The sequence below is a fragment of the Cereibacter sphaeroides 2.4.1 genome (genome assembly GCF_000012905.2).
GTDB classification, from domain to species: domain Bacteria; phylum Pseudomonadota; class Alphaproteobacteria; order Rhodobacterales; family Rhodobacteraceae; genus Cereibacter_A; species Cereibacter_A sphaeroides.
The window spans coordinates 2005189-2024157 of sequence record NC_007493.2 but is presented as its reverse complement, the minus strand read 5'-3'; the positions used below and the strand labels follow the sequence as shown (position 1 = coordinate 2024157).

The window sequence follows — 18969 nt, the reverse complement described above, 5'->3', positions numbered from 1 at the left end:
CCGCAGCCCCTCGGCGCGCTGGAGGAAGCGGACAGGGCCCGCTTCCGGTGATCGTCAGAAGTCAATAGCTCGGCTCCAGTCGGACGTTCTCGGGCAGGGTGTGGGTCCTGACCGGGATCGTGTAGAGGGATACGAAGGCAGCCAGCGCCTGCGCGCCGCCCAGAGCCTTCTCGAGCCGCCCCGCGATCCCGCCGCGGCGGGTGCCGCGGTCGATGCGCAGGAAGGCCTCGTTCATGCGGCGGAGCGCCGGCTTCCAGCGCGGGTGGTCGATGTCGAGCTCGACCGGGAAGATCTGGCGCGCGATCTCGGAGGTCTTGCGGTAGACCTCCTGATCGTACCAGTCGATGTCCACGCCGAGCGCCTTGTGGAACTCGGGCCGGGCATGGTCGCGCACCCACATGGTCGAATAGACCGCCGTCAGAAAGAAGCGGATCCAGAGCCGGTTGACGGTCGTGTCCGTCAGCTTCGGATCGGTCTTCATCAGCAGCGCGAAGGCCTCGCCGTGGCGGAACTCGTCGTTGCACCACTCCTTGAACCACTTGAAGATCGGGTGGAAGCGATGCTCGGGGTTGGCCTCGAGATGGCGGTAGATCGTGATGTAGCGTGCGTAGCCGATCTTCTCGGAGAGGTAGGTGGCGTAATAGATGAACTTCGGCCGGAAATAGGTGTATTTCTTGGCCTTGGTCAGGAAGCCCAGGTTCACCGCCACGCCCGCCTCGCGCAGAGCGTCGTTGATGAAGCCCGCGTGCCGGGCCTCGTCGCGGGCCATGTAGTTGAACAGCTCGCGAATGTCGGGGTTCGAGCCGCGCCGCTTCATCTCCTTGTAGAGCACGCAGCCCGAGAATTCGGCGGTGCAGGACGAGACGAGGAAGTCGATGAACTCGACGCGCAGGGCAGGATCCATCCCGTCCCAGTCGATCCGGTCCCAGGCCTCGGTCTTCTTGAAATGCGCCTTGTTCGGATCCGCCTTCATCTCGGCGATCAGCGCGTCCCAGTCCTTGCGGACGGGGGTCACGTCGACGCGGTCCAGCTCGTCGAAATCGGTGGTGTAGAAGCGCGGGTTCAGGATGTGGGTCTCGGTCGCCATCGCCGTCGTGTCGGCAACCGCTTCCGGCGTGAGCGCGGGGGAGAGCCCTCCGGCCGGCGCGTTCACAGCGTCACCTGCTCGGAGAAGGAGAATTCGCACAGTTCCATCGCACCGAGATCGCCCGTGAGGCGCGTCCAGAGCCGCTCGAGGCCCGAGGCGCGCGTGATGGTGGCGGTGCGTTCCTCGACCACCACCTCGCCAAAGGCCGCCAGGACCGGCGCGCCGTGAACCAGAACCTCATCGCCCGGATGGACGATGGCCCCGTTGTCGAAGCGCACATGCGCGTGGAGAGACTCGAACTGGTGACTCACTTCAACGGTGCAGGGCACCTCTTCCGCTTGTTTCGTGAACAGACCCATGGGGGTTCCCTTCTCTTGGCGTCATTCGGACAGCATCCGCTCGAAGGCGGCCTCGTTGTCGGGTCCGAATGCCTGGAGCTCGGCGCTCCAGCCGGTTGCGTCATCCTGCAGGGAAAGTCTGCCGTTCTCGTACTTCACCAACCGCACGGGGGGATTGCCTTCGATCCTGTGCACGGTGCGGGCGCGCTTCAGGCCGATCTGGATCACGGTGACGAAGCCGCCGTTCTCGGCTTCGAAGAGGGTCTCGCCTTCGGGCGTGCGGACGGCCACGGCCTGCTCGCCCAGCCCCTGCAGGACGAGCTGGCGCTCGGCCACCACGGGGGCGGGGGCGGGCTTGCCGGTGGGCTCGCGGCCGGTCCAGACCGCCCAGCTCACCATCAGCACCGATCCCAGCGCAAGGGCGAACATCGCCTTGAGCAGGAAGGGCGGGATCAGCTCCTTGTCCTTGTCGCTCCGGGGCTGGCGGGAGTTCTGTGCGCTCATCATGGCATGTCCTGCGGGGTCTTGCCGGGGCTGCCCCGCGGGGGCAGCGGCCGGAGGTGGATGGGGGGGCCGGGTCGGCTCAGGCGGCGGGCACGGCGTGGGGCGGCACCGGGGCCTGCTCGCCCGTGCGGGCGATGGTGGGCACCGAGAGCCGCGCCTCGGCCGCATCCGACAGCAGGCGCGCGATGCGTTCGGCGTCGGGCACGCAGCGCATCGCCGGCTCGCCATGCCATTTCCACGGGCGGATGTGCGGCCAGCAGACCAGCTTCGAGATCCGGTTGGGCGCCTTCATCCGCAGGGCGATGGTACCCGTGCCGGACTTGCGCAGGTCGAGCGCCGCGCTTTCCATCTGCTTGAAGGGCAGGTTCAGCGTGACCGACAGGGCCGCCCCGATGCGCAGGATCACGCGCGCTGTGGTGATCGAATAGATCGTGGCGCGGGCCTGCCAGTAGGCGCCGAGGAGGAGCAGCAGATAGGTCACGGCGCCGAGCCCGAGATAGGGCACCGCATAGGCCACCGCCATCGGCAGGCCGCCGTCGGCCCAGCCGGTCGAGGCGCGCCAGAGCGCGGTCAGGGCGAAATAGCCCGCGATCCAGTTGACCTTGTAGGCCTCGCGCGCGAGCGCGAAGGCGGCCGGGCGGCCCTGCCAGAGCAGCGTCTCGCCCTGCGGCGGACGCTCGGGGAGGCCAGGGATCGGTTCGAACTTGAAATCGTCATGGTCCATGGGTGTCTCCTCGGGTGCGTCTGCGGCGGATCGGATGCGGATCGGATCCGGGTGGGGGAGGGATCTGATCCGGATCGGGTCCGGGAAGGATGCGGCGCGGCCCGCGGGGGGCCGCGCCATGCGGGGATCAGGCGTATTCGGCCAGCATCGCCGCCACGACCGACTTGCGCTTCGGCGCGGCATACATCAGGCCGCCGGCGACGTAGCCGCAGATCTTGTCCTCTTCGAGGAGCGTGACCTCGGTCGGGGACTTGATCGTCGGGATGCCCGCGAACAGGTCGGACGAGAGCGCGTTCACATGGACGCGGTTCGACTGGACCTTGACCATCTGCATCGGCAGGAGGCGGGTCGAGCCGTCCTTGAGTTCGACCTCGAGGAAGCGGGCCATCTGCTCGGGGATGTCGACCCAGATGTCCACGACCTTGCCCGCGATCTCGAGATCGCAGCCGCGGACGGGCAGGCCGATCGGGTTCTTGCCGGCCGAGACGTGGAAGCCGGCAGCGGCCTTCATCGGCTTGATCTTGTTGTGGCCGTGCCCGTCGAGTTCGGGCAGGTCACGGCGCGCAACCCACGAGGCCGGGCCGACGCCGTCCTTCATCGGGTCGCCCGTGGGCGCATGCGGGAAGCCTTCCGAGACGGCCGTCCGCGCGAGCGCGATCGGGCGGTCTTCGCTTTCCGGGCCGGGCACGGTCAGCGTGCCGCGGCCGTGGGGCAGGATGAAGGTCTTGGGCTTCGGCAGCGGGAACGGGCCCTGGTTCGCGGCCGGGGTGCCGTCCTCGTTCTCCAGCGGATAGCCCTCGCGCATGTTCTCGGTCTGGAGGTAGTAGATCAGGCCCGCGAGGAAGATCCAGAAGCTATAGATCGCCAGCGACGCCAGATCGAAGTTTCCAAAAGCAGTCACACCAACCATTTAAGGGGTCCTCCGGTGTCAGGTGGGGAAGTCGGCGAGTCCCACGCGGGTCCCGCCGGCCGGTCGTTCAGATGAGAGGATCGTGGTTCGGACCAGAGGCCCCAGCACGATCAGTGTGGCGAACAGCAGCCCGATCTCGAGGAGGTACACGGAGCTGTAGCCGATGGCCGCGTCCTGCAGCGCGGCACCGAGATGCCCCGCCTTGGCCCAGTGGCCGATGACGTCGCGCAGTGCGCCGCCCATGAGGATGGCGAGGCCCGCGGCGGTCGCCTGCGCAGCCCCCCAGGCGCCGAGCGCGAGGCCGCGGCCGGCCAGACCCGCCACCGGGATGGCCATCGCCATCGTGAGGGTGGCGACGGAAAAGAGCCCGCCGCCCATCCCGATCAGGCCCGCACCGGCGAAGAACATCGCCTTCGACGCGGCAGGCCAGGCGAAAAGCACGAGCAGGAAGGCGGCAAGGCCGATCAGGATCCCCCGTCCCGCCATGCGGGCGGGGTCGAGACCGCGCGCCAGCCAGCGCGCGGCGAGGCCGAAGCCCGCGAGCGCGCCCACCGACCACATGGCCGTCAGGAGCGTCGTGGCCGACACCGGCAGGCCGATGATCTCGCCGCCGTAGGGCTCGAGCAGCACGTCCTGCATGTTGAAGGCGAGCGTGCCGCAGGCCACCGCCATCAGGAGCCGGAAGGCGGTGCCGTCGGCATTGAGTTCGGCCCAGGCGTCGCGGAGGCGCGGCCGGGGGGCTGCGCGCTCCTCCTTCGACATCGGCCGCACATGTTCCTGTTTCCAGAGCGCGACGATGTTCAGGACCATGGTCATGAAGGCGCAGCCCTGCACGACGCGGATCAGCCGCAGCTCGGAGAAGTCCGACAGGAGCCAGCCCACGATCAGCGACGAGATCCCCATGCCCACGAGGAACATGACATAGAGCAGCGCCACCACCCGCGGCCGCGTCTCTTCCGTGGCGCGGTCCGAGGCGAGGGCGAGGCCCGCCGTCTGGGTCATGTGCATGCCGAGGCCCGCCATCAGGAAGGCCAGCGCCGCCAGAACCTCGCCGGCCCAGTCGGGGCCGTGGATCTGGTCGCCCGACAGCACGATCAGCGCGAAGGGCATGATGGCCAGCCCCCCCATCTGCCAGAGCGAGCCGAACCAGAGGTAGGGGATGCGCTTCCAGCCCAGCGCCGAGCGGTGATTGTCGCTCCGATGGCCCATGAGGGCGCGGAACGGCGCCGACAGGACCGGCAGCGCGATCATCAGGGCCACCACCGTGGCCGGCACCGCGAGTTCGACGATCATCACCCGGTTGAGCGTGCCCAGGAGCAGCACCGAGCACATGCCGACCGAGACCTGGAACAGCGACAGGCGCAGCAGTTGCCCGAGCGGCAGCCCTTCGGAGGCCGCATCCGCAAAGGGAAGCGCACCGATCGTCAGTTTCTTCAGCTGTTTCCGCCCCAGGATCACGGCCGGAACTCCAGACACTCGGAGATGTAGAAGCCCCGCGACACCCGCCCGACCTTCACAAGCCTGCCCCCCGTCGCCTCGTTCAGAGGCTGGAACGGGTGCGGGATCATGACCGGCGAGCGGTCGGACCGCGGAAAGAGCTTCCCCATCGTCCAGAACGCCATCAGGAAAGGCGTTCGCGGGGCCACGGTAAAGACGACCGAATGCCGCGTTCTGGCGCCGAGCCTGTCGAGCGCCGCCGCGATGTCGGCGTCGGTGTAGTAGATCAGGCTGTCCATCGCGACGACATAGTCGAAGCGGCCAAGGTCATCGGCCAGCATGTCGCCCGAAGCGAAGGTCACGCGGTCCTGATGCTCGGGCGGCAGACGTTTCCGCGCGATCTCGACGAGCTGCGGCGAGATGTCCACCGCCATGACCTGCGCGCCGCGGGCCGCAAGCTCGGCCGTCATCTGGCCTGCGCCGCAGCCCGCGTCGAGCACGCGAAGGCCCGTGAGGTCCTTCGGCAGCCGCCAGAGCATCTTCGCCCGCATCGTGTCGCGACCCTCGCGCACCGTCTGCCGGATGCGGCTGACGGGCGCCGAGGAGGTGAGCCGCTCCCAGGTGTGGGTCGCGGTGCGGTCGAAATAATGTTCGACCCGGTCGCGGGTGGTCGAATAGTCGTTCATGGGTTCTTCCTTGAACACCGGAGCGGATCCGGCAGGGGCAGGCTCAATCGAAACCCAGCAACTCGAAAATATCGCGATCCGGCAGCGAATGCGGATCGATCGGGTCGAGGCCGCGCCAGAGGCTTTCCGCGAGCCGGATGTATTCGGCGCGGGCGGCCAGCACGTCCTGATCCTCGTCCATCTCGAACAAGGTCTTCTTCTTCAGCCGCGAGCGGCGGATCGCGTCGAGGTCCGGCATGTGGGCGAGACGGCGGAAGTTCGTTTCCTTGCAGAAACGGTCCACCTCGTCGGTCGCGCGCGAGCGGTTCGCGACGCAGCCCGCGAGCCGCACCTTGTAGTTCTTCGACTTGGCCTGAACCGCGGCGATGATCCGGTTCATGGCATAGATCGAGTCGAAGTCGTTCGCCGTGACCACCACCGCCTGATCGGCATGCTGGAGGGGCGCCGCAAAGCCGCCGCAGACCACGTCGCCCAGCACGTCGAAGATCACCACGTCGGTGTCGTCGAGCAGGTGGTGCTGCTTCAGCAGTTTCACCGTCTGGCCCACGACATAGCCGCCGCAGCCGGTGCCCGCGGGCGGGCCGCCCGCCTCGACGCACATCACGCCGTTGAAGCCTTCGAACACGAAATCCTCGGGGCGCAGTTCCTCGGGGTGGAAATCCACGTCCTTCAGAACGTCGATCACCGTGGGCACGAGGCTGCCCGTCAGGGTGAAGGTGGAGTCGTGCTTCGGATCGCAGCCGATCTGCAGCACCCTCTTGCCGAGGATCGAGAAGGCGGCCGACAGGTTCGACGAGGTCGTCGACTTGCCGATCCCGCCCTTGCCGTAGACCGCGAAGACCTTGGCGCCGGTGATCTTGTCGGCCTCGTCCAGATGCACCTGGACCGAGCCCTCGCCATCCGCTCCGGTCGGTATCGTCAAGTCTTTCGGGCTCATCGGAGGCCCCCCATTGCTAAAGCCATCCCTGCGTCCCGCAGGGCTTGCCGTCCCGTCCGCTTCACTCGGCGGCAATCCCCTCGAGACGGTCTTCCAACTCGTCCGCAGCCCCCTGCAACGCGGCCAAAGTCTCCGCGTCGGGCTGCCAATAGTTACGGGCACTCGCTTCCAGAAGACGCTCGGCCATGCGGACGCTCGCTTCCGGGTTCAGTTCGGCCAGACGGCGGCGCATGGCCTCGTCCAGCACGAAGGTTTCGCTCAGGCGCTGGTAGACCCAGGGCTCGACCTGCTGGGTCGTGGCCGACCAGCCGAGCGTGTTGGTCACCTGCGCCTCGATCTGGCGCACGCCCTCGGCCCCGTGCTTCAGCAGCCCCTCGTAATATTTCGGGTTCAGGCTGCGCGCGCGGGTCTCGAGCGCGATCTGGTCCTTCAGCGTGCGGACGGTGCCGCCACCGCGGGTCTGGTCGCCGATATAGACGGACGCTTCCTCGCCCCGCGCCCGCTTCACCGCGCGCGCGATGCCGCCCAGCGTGTCGAAGTAATGGTCGACCGTGGTCACGCCCAGCTCGACCGATTCGAGGTTCTGATAGGCCACATCCACCGTCTTCAGCGACTTCTGGAGAAGCGCCGCATTCTGCACGGGCTTGCCCGAGCGGCCGTAGGCGAAGCTCTTGCGGGCCTCGTAGGCGTCGGCCAGCTCGTCTTCCTCGCCGAAGGCCGAGGAGCCAACGAGCACGTTCACGTTCGAGCCATAGGCGCCTTCGGCATTCGAGAAGACCCGCAGCGAGGCGGTCTCCATGTCCACGCCCATCTCCTGCGCGTAGGACAGGGCATGGGCGCGAATGAAGTTCTGCGCCAGCGGCTCGCCTTCGGCATTGGCGGCCTTCCAGGCGGCTTCGGCCAGCATCCGGGTCTGGAGCGGCAGGAGGTCGCGGAAGATGCCCGAGAGCGTCATGATGACGTCGATCCGCGGGCGGCCGAGTTCCGACAGCGGGATGAGGTCGGCGCCCGCGAGACGGCCGTAATGGTCGAACCGCGGCCGGGCCCCCATCAGCGCCAGAGCCTGCGCGATGGGCCCGCCGTCGGACTTGATGTTGTCCGACCCCCAGAGCACCAGGGCCACCGTCTCGGGCAGTTTCGGGTGCGCGTCGAGCAGCCGCTGCGCCTGCGCCGCCCCGTCCTGAATCGCATAGGCGGTGGGCATGCGGAACGGGTCGAAGGCATGGATGTTGCGGCCCGTGGGCAGGATCTCGGGCGCGCGGATCAGGTCGCCGCCCGGCACCGGCTCCATGTAATGGCCGCCGAGCGCGCGCAGCAGGCCCGCGATCTCGGTCTCCTGCCGCAGCATCCCCTCGACCTCGGCCCGCCGCTCGGACGACATCTCGGGCATGAGAGCGATGTTGTCGGCGATCTGCTCCTCGGTCATGGGCCGGCCCACGACATGCAGCCCGTCGGTGATGAGCGAGCCCTCGGTCTCGAGGAGCTTCAGCCACATCGTGTCCACATCGACCATGTCGAGGTTCACGGCCCGGGCCTGCTCTCCGATCAGGAGCGAGAGCTCCTCGCGTTCGGGCGCGTCGGGGGCGAGCTGCCGGTAGCGGGTGAGGCTGTCCTTGAGATCCTGCAGCCCGCGGTAGAGGCCGGCCTTGGCCAGCGGCGGGGTCAGGTGCGTTACCGTGATCGCGTTCGAGCGGCGCTTGGCGAGCGAGGCCTCGGACGGGTTGTTCGCCGCATAGAGATAGACGTTCGGCAGGGCGCCGATCAGCCGGTCGGGCCAGCAGGCGCCGGACATGCCGGCCTGCTTGCCGGGCATGAATTCGAGCGCGCCGTGCATGCCGAAATGCAGCAGCACGTCGGCGCCGAAATCCTCGCGCAGCCAGCGGTAGAAGACGCTGAAGGCATGGGTCGGCGCGAAGCCCTTCTCGAACAGGAGCCGCATCGGGTCGCCCTCGTAGCCGAAGACCGGCTGGACGCCCACGAAGACATTGCCGAACTGCTGGCCGAGGATATAGACGCCGCGCCCGTCCGACTGGATGCGGCCGGGGGCGGCGCCCCAGGCCTTCTCGATGTCGGCAAGCCAGGGCGTGCCCGAGACGATCTTCTCGGCCGAAACATGGGCCGCGATATTGGCGGGCTGGCCATACTGGCTGGCCGTGCCGCCGAGCACCGCGTCGCGCAGCGCCTGCACGCTCTCGGGCACCTCGAGCTGGTAGCCCTCGCGCTTCATGGCGTTCAGCACGTTGAAGAGGCTCTCGAAGACGGCGAGATAGGCCGCGGTGCCGACGGCGCCCGCGTTCGGCGGGAAGCCGTAGAGCACGACCCCCACCCGGCGCTCGGCGATTTTCGAGCGGCGCAGCAGCGCAAGGCGGAGCGTCTTCTCGGCCAGGGTTTGGATGCGCTCGTGGCAGGGCGACATGGCGCGGCATTCGGCCGCCTGCGCGGTGGCCTTGCAGCCGCCGGGGCAGCCGGTGCAGCCCGAGAGGTCGTGCCGGCCGGCGAAGACGGTGGGGTTGGTGGCGCCGTCGATCTCGGGCAGGGCCACGAGCATCGTCGTCTCGACCGGGCCGAGCCCGCCGCCCGCCTGCGCCCACTGGCCGAGCGTCTGGAATTCCAGCGGATGGGCCGCGATATAGGGCACGTCGAGGCCCTTCAGCGCCTCGATGGCCGCATGGCTGTCGTTGTAGGCGGGGCCGCCCACGAGGCTGAAGCCGGTGAGCGAGACCATCGCATCGATGGTCGTGCCCAGCTTGTCGTGGAAATAGGCGTCGATCGCCGGGCGCCCGTCGAGCCCGCCCGCGAAGGCCGGAAGGACGGCGATGCCCTTCCGCTCGAAAGCCTCGATCACCGCGTCGTAATGGGCGGTGTCGGAGGCGAGGATGTAGGAGCGCAGCATCAGGAGGCCCACCGTGACCTTGGCGCCCGCGGGGCGGGGCAGGTCGTTCGGGTCGGTGGTGATGCGGTCGGGCAGGCTCGGATGATAGAGGCCCACCTCGGGATATTCGATCGGCGCCTTGGCATGGATCCTGTGCCAGGCCCGGTTCGCCGAATAGCGCGAGACGAGATAGCGGACCATCTGCTCGAGGTTGTCGTCCGAGCCGCCCAGCCAGTATTGCATGGACAGGAACCAGGCGCGCAGATCCTGCGCCTTGCCGGGCACGAACTTCAGCATCTTCGGGATGGTGCGGAGCATCCGCATCTGGCTTTCGCCGCTGTTGCCCTGCTCCTTCGAGGCGCCGCGCAGCTTCTTCAGCAGCGCCATCGGCCCCGAGGCGGGCTTCTGCATGTCGAGATCGCCCATCTTCGTGAGCTTCACGATGGAGGGATCGGCGATCATGCCGACGAAGGCGTCGACCCGCTCGCGCGCGGCCTGCAGCTCGGGCAGGACGGCGTTGATATGCTCCTCGATGAAGAGGAGGTTCGCGATGACGATGTCGGCCCGGCCGATGGCCTCGCGCGCGGCGGCGAGCGCCTCGGGCTTCTCGGCCCATTCGGCAGCGGCATGGATCGAGAGCGTCAGGCCCGGGAAGTCCTGCTGCAGGCGCGGCGCGATGCGCGCCGCGGGCCCGGCCGCATGGGCGTCGAGCGTGACGATGGCGATGCTGTAGCCGGGGGTGCCGGCTGGACCTGAGACTTCACCGTGCATAATGAGCTTTCGCCTCGTACAGGGTCTCGAGGCTGATCCGGGTGAGGCCCTTCTCAGCCGCAAACTTCTCGGTGTTCCGGCGTGCCTTGCCGCGCACGAAGAAGGGGATCTTCTTCAGCTCGCGCTCGGCATCCGTCAGCCAGACGATCTCGCCCGCGGGGACTGCGGCGGCCTCGGCCGGGGGCACGGCCTCGGGGGGGATCGACCCCCCCTCGGCCGTCTCGGCGCCCGTCAGCGGCAGCGCCTCGGCGGCCTCGTCGGCGCGGGGCGCCGAGGCGGGGACCGCCTTGCCGCCGTGGTGCGAGGGGCCGGCCTCGTCGTGGAACTCGAAATCCTCGCGGAACATGGTCAGGAGATGCTCCTCGAGACCCATGGTCAGCGGATGGATCCAGGTGTCGAAGAGGACGTTCGCCCCCTCGAAGCCCATCTGCGGCGAGTAACGGGCCGGGAAGTCCTGCACATGGACCGGAGCCGAGATCACCGCGCAGGGGATGCCGAGCCGCTTGGCGATGTGGCGCTCCATCTGCGTGCCGAGGATCAGCTCGGGCGCGAGCGCCTGAATGGCCTCCTCGACTTCGAGGTAATCGTCGGTCACGAGCGCCTCGAGCCCGTAGCCCTTGGCGGCCGCGCGCATGGGGCGGGCGAATTCGCGGTTGTAGCAGCCCATGCCCACCACCTCGAAGCCCATCTCGTCGCGCGCGACGCGGGCCGCCGCGATCACATGGGTTGCGTCGCCGAACAGGAACACGCGCTTGCCGGTGAGGTAGGTGGAATCGACCGAGGCCGACCACCAGGGCTGGCGCAGGCGGCTGTCATCCGCGACGGGCGCGACGCCTGCGAGCGCCGCCACTTCGGCCACGAAGTCGCGCGTGGCGCCGACCCCGATGGGAACCGTTTTCGTATAGGGCTGCTTCAGCGTCTTCTCGGCCCAGCGGGCGGCGGATTCGCCGGTCTCGGGGTAGAGCAGCACGTTGAAATGCGCGGCCCCCAGCCGGGCGATGTCGGCCGGGCTTGCGCCCATCGGCGCCACCGCATTCACCGCAATCCCCATGCCCTCGAGAAGCCGCGTCACCTCGAGGATGTCGTCGCGGTGGCGGAAGCCCAGAGCCGTCGGCCCGAGGAGGTTGCAGGAGACCTTCTCCGTGCGCTCCATGGGCCTGGCAAGCTTGCGGCAGATCTGCAGGAAGCTCTCGTCCGCGCCGAAATTCTCCTTGCGCTGGTAGGAGGGCAGCTCGAGATGGACGACCGGAACGGGCAGGGACAGCGCGTCGGCGAGGCCCCCCGTGTCGTCCTGGATCAGCTCGGCCGTGCAAGAGGAGCCGACCATGATCGCCTGCGGCTGAAAGCGCTCGTAGGCGTCGCGGCAGGCGGACTGGAACAGCTCGGCAGTGTCCGAGCCCAGATCGCGGGCCTGAAAGGTCGTGTAGCTCACCGGAGGCCGTTTGCCGCGGCGCTCGATCATGGTGAAGAGCAGGTCGGCATAGGTGTCGCCCTGCGGCGCGTGGAGCACATAATGCATCCCGGTCATGCCGGTCGCCACGCGCATCGCACCCACATGGGGCGGGCCTTCATATGTCCACAGCGTCAGTTTCATGTCCGGTTCCCTGGGCGGTCCGCCGCCTCTTGCGATGGGGATAGCGGAGAATGGGGAGTCGCGGGATGCGTCATTCCGCAGCCTCGCGCCGCAGGATCGCCCGGCGCCGCACCGGCCGCGAGAAGAGGCCGGCGAGATCGCCCGCCTGTTCGTAGAAATGCACCGGCGTGAAGACGAGCTCGATGGCCCATTTGGTGGTGAACCCCTCGGCCTCGAGCGGGTTGGCAAGGCCCAGCCCGCAGACCGTGAGATCGGGTCGCGCCGCGCGCACCCGGTCGAGCTGGCGCTCGACGTCCTGACCTTCCGACAGGACCGGCCCCTCGGCGATGAGGTCCAGATCCGGCCCGAGGATGCCGCGGTGGAGGAAGGGCGTGCCCACCTCGACGGCGCTCATGCCGCATTCGCGGGTGAGGAACCGGGCGAGCGAGGGTTCGAGCTGGCTGTCGGGCAGGAAGAAGACCGACTTGCCGCGCAGCCCCTCGGAGGCCGCGGCCACGGCCTTGCGCGCCCGGGCGCGGGGGGCGGCGGTGACGGCCTCGAACGTGTCGGCCGACACGCCGAACTCGTCCGCGATGGCCTTGAGCCAGAGGGTCGTGCCCTCCTCGCCGAAGGGGAAGGGCGCGGCGATGTGCCGCGCGCCGCGGCGGGTCAGCGCGCCATGCGTGTCGCCGAGAAACGGCTGGACGAGGGCGAAGACCGTGTTCGGTCCCACGCCGGGCGCCTCGGCCGCGTGATGGGCGGGCAGGCAGCGCACCGGCCCGATCCCGAGCTGGGTCAGAAGCGAGACCGCCTGATCCTCGACCACGTCGGGCAGGGCACCCACGAGCAGAAGCTCGCGCGCCTCGGTGGCGGGCAGCGTCGGCACGATGGAGGCGAGGCAGGCATCCTCGCCTTGCGTGAAGGTCGTCTCGATCCCCGAGCCGGAGAAGTTGTAGACCCGGACCGCGGGCCCGTGATGCGCCGAGAGCCGCTCGGCCGCCCGGTGCAGGTCGAGCTTGATGACTTCGGAGGGGCAGGAGCCCACGAGGAAGAGCTGCCGGATGTCGGGACGCCGCGCGAGCAGGCGGTCCACCTCGCGGTCGAGCTCTGCATTGGCGTCGGCGAGGCCCGCGAGATCCTTCTCCTCGAGCACGGCCGTGCCGAAGCGCGGCTCGGCGAAGATCATCACCCCGGCCGCCGATTGCAGCAGATGGGCGCAGGTGCGCGAGCCCACGACGAGGAAGAAGGCGTCCTGCATCTTGCGGTGCAGCCAGATGATGCCGGTCAGTCCGCAGAAGACCTCGCGCTGGCCGCGCTCCTTCAGGACCTCGGTCGAACGGCAGCCGCGGGCGGGCGGGGGCGGAAGGTCAAGGCTCATTGCGCGGCCTCCATGTCGAGGCGGGCCATCCGCAGCTTCCACAGGAACTGCCCGGCGTTGATGACGTAGGTCGCATAGGCCGCAAGCGCGATGCCCATCTGCAGCCCGTGCGGCTGGCCCGTGAAGAGCGCCCAGAGATAGGCGGTGTGCAGCGCGATGACGCCGAACGAGAAGACATCCTCCCAGAAGAAGGCGGGGGCGAAGAGATACTGGCCGAACACCACCTTCTCCCAGATCGCGCCGGTGACCATGATCGTGTAGAGGAGGAAGGTCTTGATCAGGATCGAGGCGGTCGCCGCCGCATAGCCCTCGCCGGTCGCGAGATACCACAGCACGAGCCCCAGCGAGATCGCGAAGACGAGGAACTGGAGCGGCGCGAGGATGCCCTGCACCAGGGTCCAGCGCGTCGCATCGCGTCGCGCACGCTGTTCCTCGGTGTAGAGCCGCCGGTGCGGCGCTGCGGGGGACGTGGGCTGCATCTTGAGGTTCGCCTTCCGAGGAGGGCCCGCAAAAGGGGCTGCCATTAGGGGGAGATTATCGTTCCGATTCCGAAAGTGTCAATTCTGACTTACATCTTTTGCGGCGAGAGCACAGTGCGGCAAAGGCGCAGATCGCCGCGGGGAAGCTGCGACACTCTGTCGTAAATCCAAGGATTAAGTGTGAGTTCAGCGGGGGATGGGCTGCCTCCGCTGCCTGAGGTGTCAATTTTCTTTGACATGCGTTCCTCCTTGGATGACAGTCAGCCTACAATTGCCCGGGCTTGTGTCGCGCCGCTTCTGCGGGCCCTGCGAGATCCCGATTGCGCGGATCTTGGCAGTGGGTGCGGCCAGGCCTGCCCGGCGGAGCTGGTGATGCACGATGGCTTGCAGAGAGACAGGGCGGGGATCGCGGGCGAGGGCCCGGTGGCCGTCTCTCACTTCGCGGCCGAGGTGGTCGCCCGGCTGACCGCGCGGGATGGCGCCACCCATGCGCCGCTGCGTGAGGATCTCGTCCGACGGCTTCTGGTGGCGGTCCGCTCGATGGATCGCGCCCCCTTTGAACTCCTGAAGCCCGAGCTGCGCCGAGCGCGGGTGAGCCGGGTGGCCCTCGCCGAGCTCTACATCCCCGAGGTCGCGCGGCGGCTGGGGCAGGGCTGGCACGAGGATGAATGCACCTTTGCCGAAGTGACCATCGGCACCGCGCGGCTGCAGGCGATCCTGCGCGACATCGCCACCTCCTGGTCGGCGGATGAGGGCGGAATGCGGGACGGGCCCGCGGTTCTCGTTCTCCTGCCGCCCGGCGAGCAGCACACTCTGGGAGCCATGGTGGCGGTGGCCAAACTGCGCCGTCTCGGCGTCTCCGTCTGCCTGAGGATGAGCACGGGACCTGCCGAACTTCGGGAACTTTTCGGGAAAAGGCGCTTTGACGCCATAATGATTTCCCTTGCCCATGCAGAGATGCTTGAAGTCGGGCGCAAACTGGTGAAGACGCTGAAGGACATGACCGGCGGCCGGATTCCGGTTGCCATGGGAGGAGCATTATTCCTCGACGGCACGGAAGCAGCGTCCATACCGGAGGCGGACATCGTGACGAACGACATTGAGGCGGCGCTGCAGGCCTGCGGGCTGGGCGGAAGCCGGCGGCGACCCGGACGGGGCCGCGCTTGAGGCTGGCGGCCGCTGGGCCGGGACGATCGGTAGGACATTGAGTTCAGAAGGAAGAGACATGCTGGCCGGCGGGAGCCTCCCGTCCCTCGCTCCGGACCTCGTGCGCGACCTGATCGCGACCGCGGCCGACATCTCGCTGCTCGTCTCGCAGGAAGGGGTGGTCCGGGAGGTGATGGCCAACCCGCACCACCCGAGCTTCGGCCAGCTTTCGGAGTGGGAGGGTCGCCCGCTCGAGGAAGTGCTGACCGCCGAGAGCGTCGCCAAGTTCCGCCTGCGCAGCGAGGGGCTTGAACCCGGCCGCGGATCGGTCGCGGTCGAGCTGAACCACATCGATCCGCGCAGCTTCGAGTTTCCGATCCGCTACATCCTGCACCGCCTGCCGGCCGACCGCTCGATCCTGATGCTCGGGCGCGACCTGCGCCCCATCGCAGAGGTGCAGCAGCAGCTGGTCGCGGCGCAGCTTGCGATGGAACGCGACTACGAGACCCAGCGCGAGATGGAGACCCGCTACCGCGTGGTGCTCGACGTGTCGCGCGATCCGATGGTGCTCGTCTCGATGTCCACCGGGCGGATCGTCGATCTGAACAGCGCGGCGGGGCTCTTGCTCGGCGGCGTGCGCCAGGACCTGCTGGGCGCGGCCATCGCGCAGGAGTTCGAGGGACGGCGGCGCGGCGAGTTCATGGAGACGATGACCAATCTCGCGGCGACCGAAAGTGCTGCGCCGGTCGAGGTGCTGGCGCGGCGGTCGCAGAAGCGGCTTCTGGTGGTGCCGCGTGTCTTCCGCGCGGCGGGCGAGCGGCTGCTCCTGTGCCAGATCGACCCGGCCGATGCGACGCAGCCGGTGGGCGACGAGCTGTCCGAGAACCTCGCCCGGCTCTATCACGAGGGGGTGGACGGAATCGTCTTCTCCGATGCCGACGGCACGATCCGGGGCGCCAACGAGGCCTTCCTCAACATGACCGACTCGTCGAGCCTCGCCGCGATCCGCGGCCGCTCGATCGCCGATTTCCTCGCCCGCGGCAGCGTCGACCTGCGCGTGCTGATCGACAGTGTCAGACGCACTGGACAACTGCGGCTCTATGCCACCCGACTCACCACCGACTTCGCGGGGCAGATTGCCGCAGAGATCTCGGCCACCTGGCTCGATGACCGCGAGCGCCCGCTGCTCGTTCTTGTCGTGCGGGACACGAGCCGGGCCGACACGATGCGCAGGCCCGTGCCCGCGACGGGCGTGATCGACGAGCCCGCCCGCAATGTTATGGAGCTGGTCGGGAATTCCACCCTCAAGGACATCGTTGCGGAAACCACTGATGTTGTTGAGAAAATGTGCATCGAGACGGCACTGGAGCTGACGCGGAACAACCGCGTGGCCGCGGCCGAGATGCTCTCGCTGTCGCGGCAGTCGCTTTATGTGAAGCTGCGCAAGTTCGGCCTCCTGAACAAGGACGAGTGACCCCTGCGCCCCGCTGCCGCAGGGCATTTCCCCCGCCTTTGGGAAAGTGTGGGCCCGTCCGCGCGGGTCGAATGGTCGCTTTGACATGCATCAATTTGCCCGCCACAGAAGTATGTCAACTGAAATGGACACAGCGGGAGTCCACCAATGCGTATCGTATTCGTTCACCCGAACTATCACTCCGGGGGCGCCGAGATCGCCGGCAGCTGGCCGCCGGCGTGGGTTGCCTACCTGTGTGGCGCGCTGAAGAAGGCCGGCTACACCGACTACCATTTCATTGACGCGATGACCGACTATGTCTCGCACGAGAAACTCGCCGAGAAGCTCAGGGAGCTTCAGCCCGACATCGTTGCCACCACCGCCATCACCCCCTCGATCTACGTCGCCGAAGAGACCCTGAAGGTCGCGATGGAGGTCGTGCCGAACGCGCTGCGCGTGCTGGGCGGCATCCACGCCACCTTCATGTTCCGGCAGGTGCTGGAAGAGGCGCCATGGATCGACGTGATCGTGCGCGGCGAGGGCGAGGAGGTTCTGGTGAACCTCGTGAAGGCCTACGAGGCCGACAATTTCGCCGAGACCCGCCGTCAGGTGAAGGGTCTGGCCTTCCTCGACGGAGACGAGATCGTCTCGACCGCCGCGGCCCCCACCATCCGGGACGTGGATTCCATCGATCCCGACTGGGGCATCATCAACTGGAAGAACTACATCTACGAGCCGCTGGGCGTGCGCGTCGCGATCCCGAACATGGCCCGCGGCTGCCCCTTCACCTGCTCCTTCTGCTCGCAGTGGAAGTTCTGGCGCGATTACCGCGTGCGCGACCCGAAGAAGGTCGTGGACGAGATCGAGAAGCTCGTGAACGAGCACGGCGTGGGCTTCTTCATCCTCGCCGACGAGGAACCGACCATCAACCGCAAGAAATTCATCGAATTCTGCGAGGAGATGATCGCGCGCGGCCTGCCCGACAAGGTGAAGTGGGGCATCAACACCCGCGTGACCGACGTCAAGCGCGACAAGGAACTGCTGAAGTTCTACCGCAAGGCCGGTCTCGTCCATATCTCGCTCGGCACCGAGGCCGCGGCGCAGCTGAAGCTCGACGTCTTCAACAAGGAGACGACGGTGGCCGAGAACAAGGAGGCCATCCGCCTCCTGCGCGAGGCCGACATCTTCACCGAAGCCCAGTTCATCGTGGGTCTCGACAACGAGACCAAGGAGACGCTGGAAGAAACCTACCGGATGGCGTGGGACTGGCAGCCGGACCTCGCCAACTGGTCGATGTACACGCCCTGGCCCTTCACGCCGCTCTTCCAGGAGCTGCGCGATCAGGTCGAGGTCTTCGACTATTCGAAATACAACTTCGTGACGCCGATCATGAAGCCGAAGGCGCTGACCCGCGGCGAGTTGCTCGACGGCGTCATGAACAACTACCGCCGGTTCTACATGAAGAAGGCGCTGTTCCACTATCCGTGGCGCGGCACGGGCTTCCGTCGGCGCTACCTCCTGGGCTGCCTCAAGGCCTTCCTGAAGGCCGGGGTGGGGCGAACCTTCTACGACTTGGGCAAGGCCGGCTACTGGGGGCCGCAGTCCAAGGACAAGGTGGACTTCCACTTCGACGAGACCCGCAAGATCGGCAACGCCCAGATGGCGGACTGGGAGGCCTCGGCCGACCGCGCCGCCAAGGCCGCCGAGCGCCGCGAGGCGCTGCGCGTGCAGGGCAAGGCCCGTGCCGAGGAGCGCAATGCGGCCAAGGCCGAGGCGGCGCCGATCCTGACGGCGGGCGGTGGCGGCTGCGGCGGCCATGCCGACGGGTCGGACTGCGGCTGCGGCGGCAAGAAGCAGCAGCAGGTGGACGAATTCCACGTCCCGATGGCCTGCGGCGGCGGCAGGCAGCAGATGGCCGAGGATGAATTCGCCATGCCGATGGCCTGCGGCGGCGGCAAGCAGCAGATGGAAGAGGCCGAGGAGCGTCTCGTCCGTCCGGCGGAGTGACCTCCGATGACCGCGCATGACCAGCGGCTGACGGGTGGCCCGGCGATTGCCCACCGGATCGGCCCGAACGCGATCCTCCAGCTCATTCCGGTGCTGGAGGCGGCCTTCGGGCCCGGTGCGGCCGACCGGGCACTGGCTGCGGCAGGCGTGCCTCGGCCGGGTCCGGAGTCGGGCATGCTGCCCGAGACGCAGGTCTCGACGCTGCATCGCTGGCTGCGCGACACCCATCCCGAGGAGGCTCCGCGCCTCCTGCGGGAGGCGGGGCTGGCGACGGGGGACTATATCCTCGCCAACCGGATCCCGCCTCTGGCCCAACGGCTCATCCGCGCGCTGCCGGCCTTTCTCGGCGCGCGGGTGCTGGCCACGGCCATCGCCAAACATTCCTGGACCTTCGCCGGCTCCGGCAAGTTCCGCGTCGTCTCGGGACGCCCGCTGTCATTCGAGATTGCCCGGAACCCCGTGGTCGCCGGAGAAAGCTCGGACACCCCGTTGTGCCACTGGCACGCGGCGGTGTTCGAGCGCCTCTTCTCGCGCCTCGTCTGGCCGCATGTGGCCGTGCGCGAGACCGCCTGCTGCGCCAAGGGCGCACCCGCCTGCCGGTTCGAGCTCCTGCCCAAGGGGCGCTGATGTGCAATCTGTCACTGGGACGCCCGGGCAAATTCCTTGC

The 18969-nt window shown here is 68.0% G+C and carries 16 protein-coding genes; 4 read left to right on the top strand and 12 right to left on the bottom strand.

All coding sequences use genetic code 11. The features are described from left to right. Positions 1 to 61: 61 nt before the first annotated feature. The 12 genes from acsF to bchF all read right to left on the bottom strand — a co-directional run bounded on the left by acsF (position 62) and on the right by bchF (position 13696). A complete protein-coding gene (acsF, locus tag RSP_RS09760) occupies positions 62 to 1153 on the bottom strand; it encodes a magnesium-protoporphyrin IX monomethyl ester (oxidative) cyclase (protein WP_011338129.1) in 1092 nt (363 codons plus the stop codon). Further along, positions 1150 to 1446, bottom strand: coding sequence for a hypothetical protein (locus tag RSP_RS09755; RefSeq protein ID WP_002720458.1), 297 nt, complete (start codon positions 1444 to 1446; stop codon positions 1150 to 1152). Before RSP_RS09755 ends, acsF begins: the two co-directional genes overlap by 4 nt. A 21-nt stretch (positions 1447 to 1467) precedes the next feature. Further along, a complete protein-coding gene (puhC, locus tag RSP_RS09750; protein WP_002720457.1) occupies positions 1468 to 1932 on the bottom strand; it encodes a photosynthetic complex assembly protein PuhC in 465 nt (154 codons plus the stop codon). A 76-nt stretch (positions 1933 to 2008) separates the two neighbouring features. Beyond that, positions 2009 to 2653, bottom strand: a complete 645-nt coding sequence (gene puhB / locus RSP_RS09745; RefSeq protein WP_011338128.1) for a photosynthetic complex putative assembly protein PuhB — start codon at positions 2651 to 2653, stop codon at positions 2009 to 2011. A gap of 127 nt (positions 2654 to 2780) precedes the next feature. Continuing rightward, entirely contained in the window at positions 2781 to 3563 is a 783-nt protein-coding gene (puhA, locus tag RSP_RS09740) for a photosynthetic reaction center subunit H (protein ID WP_002720455.1), read from the bottom strand. A gap of 18 nt (positions 3564 to 3581) precedes the next feature. Further along, positions 3582 to 5021, bottom strand: coding sequence for a PucC family protein (locus RSP_RS09735; protein ID WP_002720454.1), 1440 nt, complete (start codon positions 5019 to 5021; stop codon positions 3582 to 3584). After that, entirely contained in the window at positions 5018 to 5686 is a 669-nt protein-coding gene (gene bchM / locus RSP_RS09730) for a magnesium protoporphyrin IX methyltransferase (protein ID WP_002720453.1), read from the bottom strand. The genes RSP_RS09735 and bchM overlap by 4 nt, the downstream gene beginning before the upstream one ends. A gap of 43 nt (positions 5687 to 5729) precedes the next feature. Further along, positions 5730 to 6623, bottom strand: coding sequence for a ferredoxin:protochlorophyllide reductase (ATP-dependent) iron-sulfur ATP-binding protein (gene bchL / locus RSP_RS09725; protein ID WP_011338126.1), 894 nt, complete (start codon positions 6621 to 6623; stop codon positions 5730 to 5732). 61 nt (positions 6624 to 6684) lie between these two features. Continuing rightward, on the bottom strand, positions 6685 to 10266 hold the full coding sequence (locus RSP_RS09720) for a magnesium chelatase subunit H (RefSeq protein WP_011338125.1): 3582 nt from the start codon (positions 10264 to 10266) through the stop codon (positions 6685 to 6687). Beyond that, the gene (bchB, locus tag RSP_RS09715; protein WP_011338124.1) at positions 10256 to 11860 is read right to left on the bottom strand and encodes a ferredoxin:protochlorophyllide reductase (ATP-dependent) subunit B; all 1605 of its coding nucleotides are present in this window, start codon (positions 11858 to 11860) and stop codon (positions 10256 to 10258) included. The genes RSP_RS09720 and bchB overlap by 11 nt, the downstream gene beginning before the upstream one ends. A 70-nt stretch (positions 11861 to 11930) precedes the next feature. Beyond that, positions 11931 to 13217 carry a ferredoxin:protochlorophyllide reductase (ATP-dependent) subunit N gene (locus tag RSP_RS09710; protein WP_002720449.1) on the bottom strand — a complete coding sequence of 429 codons (1287 nt, stop codon included), beginning with the start codon at positions 13215 to 13217 and terminating at the stop codon, positions 11931 to 11933. Then, complete coding sequence (gene bchF / locus RSP_RS09705; RefSeq protein ID WP_009565673.1) at positions 13214 to 13696, bottom strand: 2-vinyl bacteriochlorophyllide hydratase; 483 nt, start codon at positions 13694 to 13696, stop codon at positions 13214 to 13216. Before bchF ends, RSP_RS09710 begins: the two co-directional genes overlap by 4 nt. Before the next feature lie 372 nt (positions 13697 to 14068). On the opposite strand from bchF, the gene ppaA reads away from it, so the two are divergent. The 4 genes from ppaA (at position 14069) to bchJ (ending at position 18929) form a co-directional block, all read left to right on the top strand. Further along, on the top strand, positions 14069 to 14863 hold the full coding sequence (gene ppaA, locus RSP_RS09700; protein WP_002720447.1) for an oxygen-sensing regulator PpaA: 795 nt from the start codon (positions 14069 to 14071) through the stop codon (positions 14861 to 14863). Positions 14864 to 14921: 58 nt separating this feature from the next. After that, positions 14922 to 16316 (top strand): transcriptional regulator PpsR, encoded by a 1395-nt coding sequence (gene ppsR, locus RSP_RS09695; RefSeq protein ID WP_011338123.1) that lies wholly within the window; start codon positions 14922 to 14924, stop codon positions 16314 to 16316. A 147-nt stretch (positions 16317 to 16463) separates the two neighbouring features. Beyond that, positions 16464 to 18302 carry a magnesium-protoporphyrin IX monomethyl ester anaerobic oxidative cyclase gene (gene bchE, locus RSP_RS09690; protein WP_011338122.1) on the top strand — a complete coding sequence of 613 codons (1839 nt, stop codon included), beginning with the start codon at positions 16464 to 16466 and terminating at the stop codon, positions 18300 to 18302. 6 nt (positions 18303 to 18308) lie between these two features. Next, positions 18309 to 18929 carry a bacteriochlorophyll 4-vinyl reductase gene (gene bchJ, locus RSP_RS09685; protein WP_002720444.1) on the top strand — a complete coding sequence of 207 codons (621 nt, stop codon included), beginning with the start codon at positions 18309 to 18311 and terminating at the stop codon, positions 18927 to 18929. The last annotated feature ends 40 nt before the right edge of the window (positions 18930 to 18969 follow it).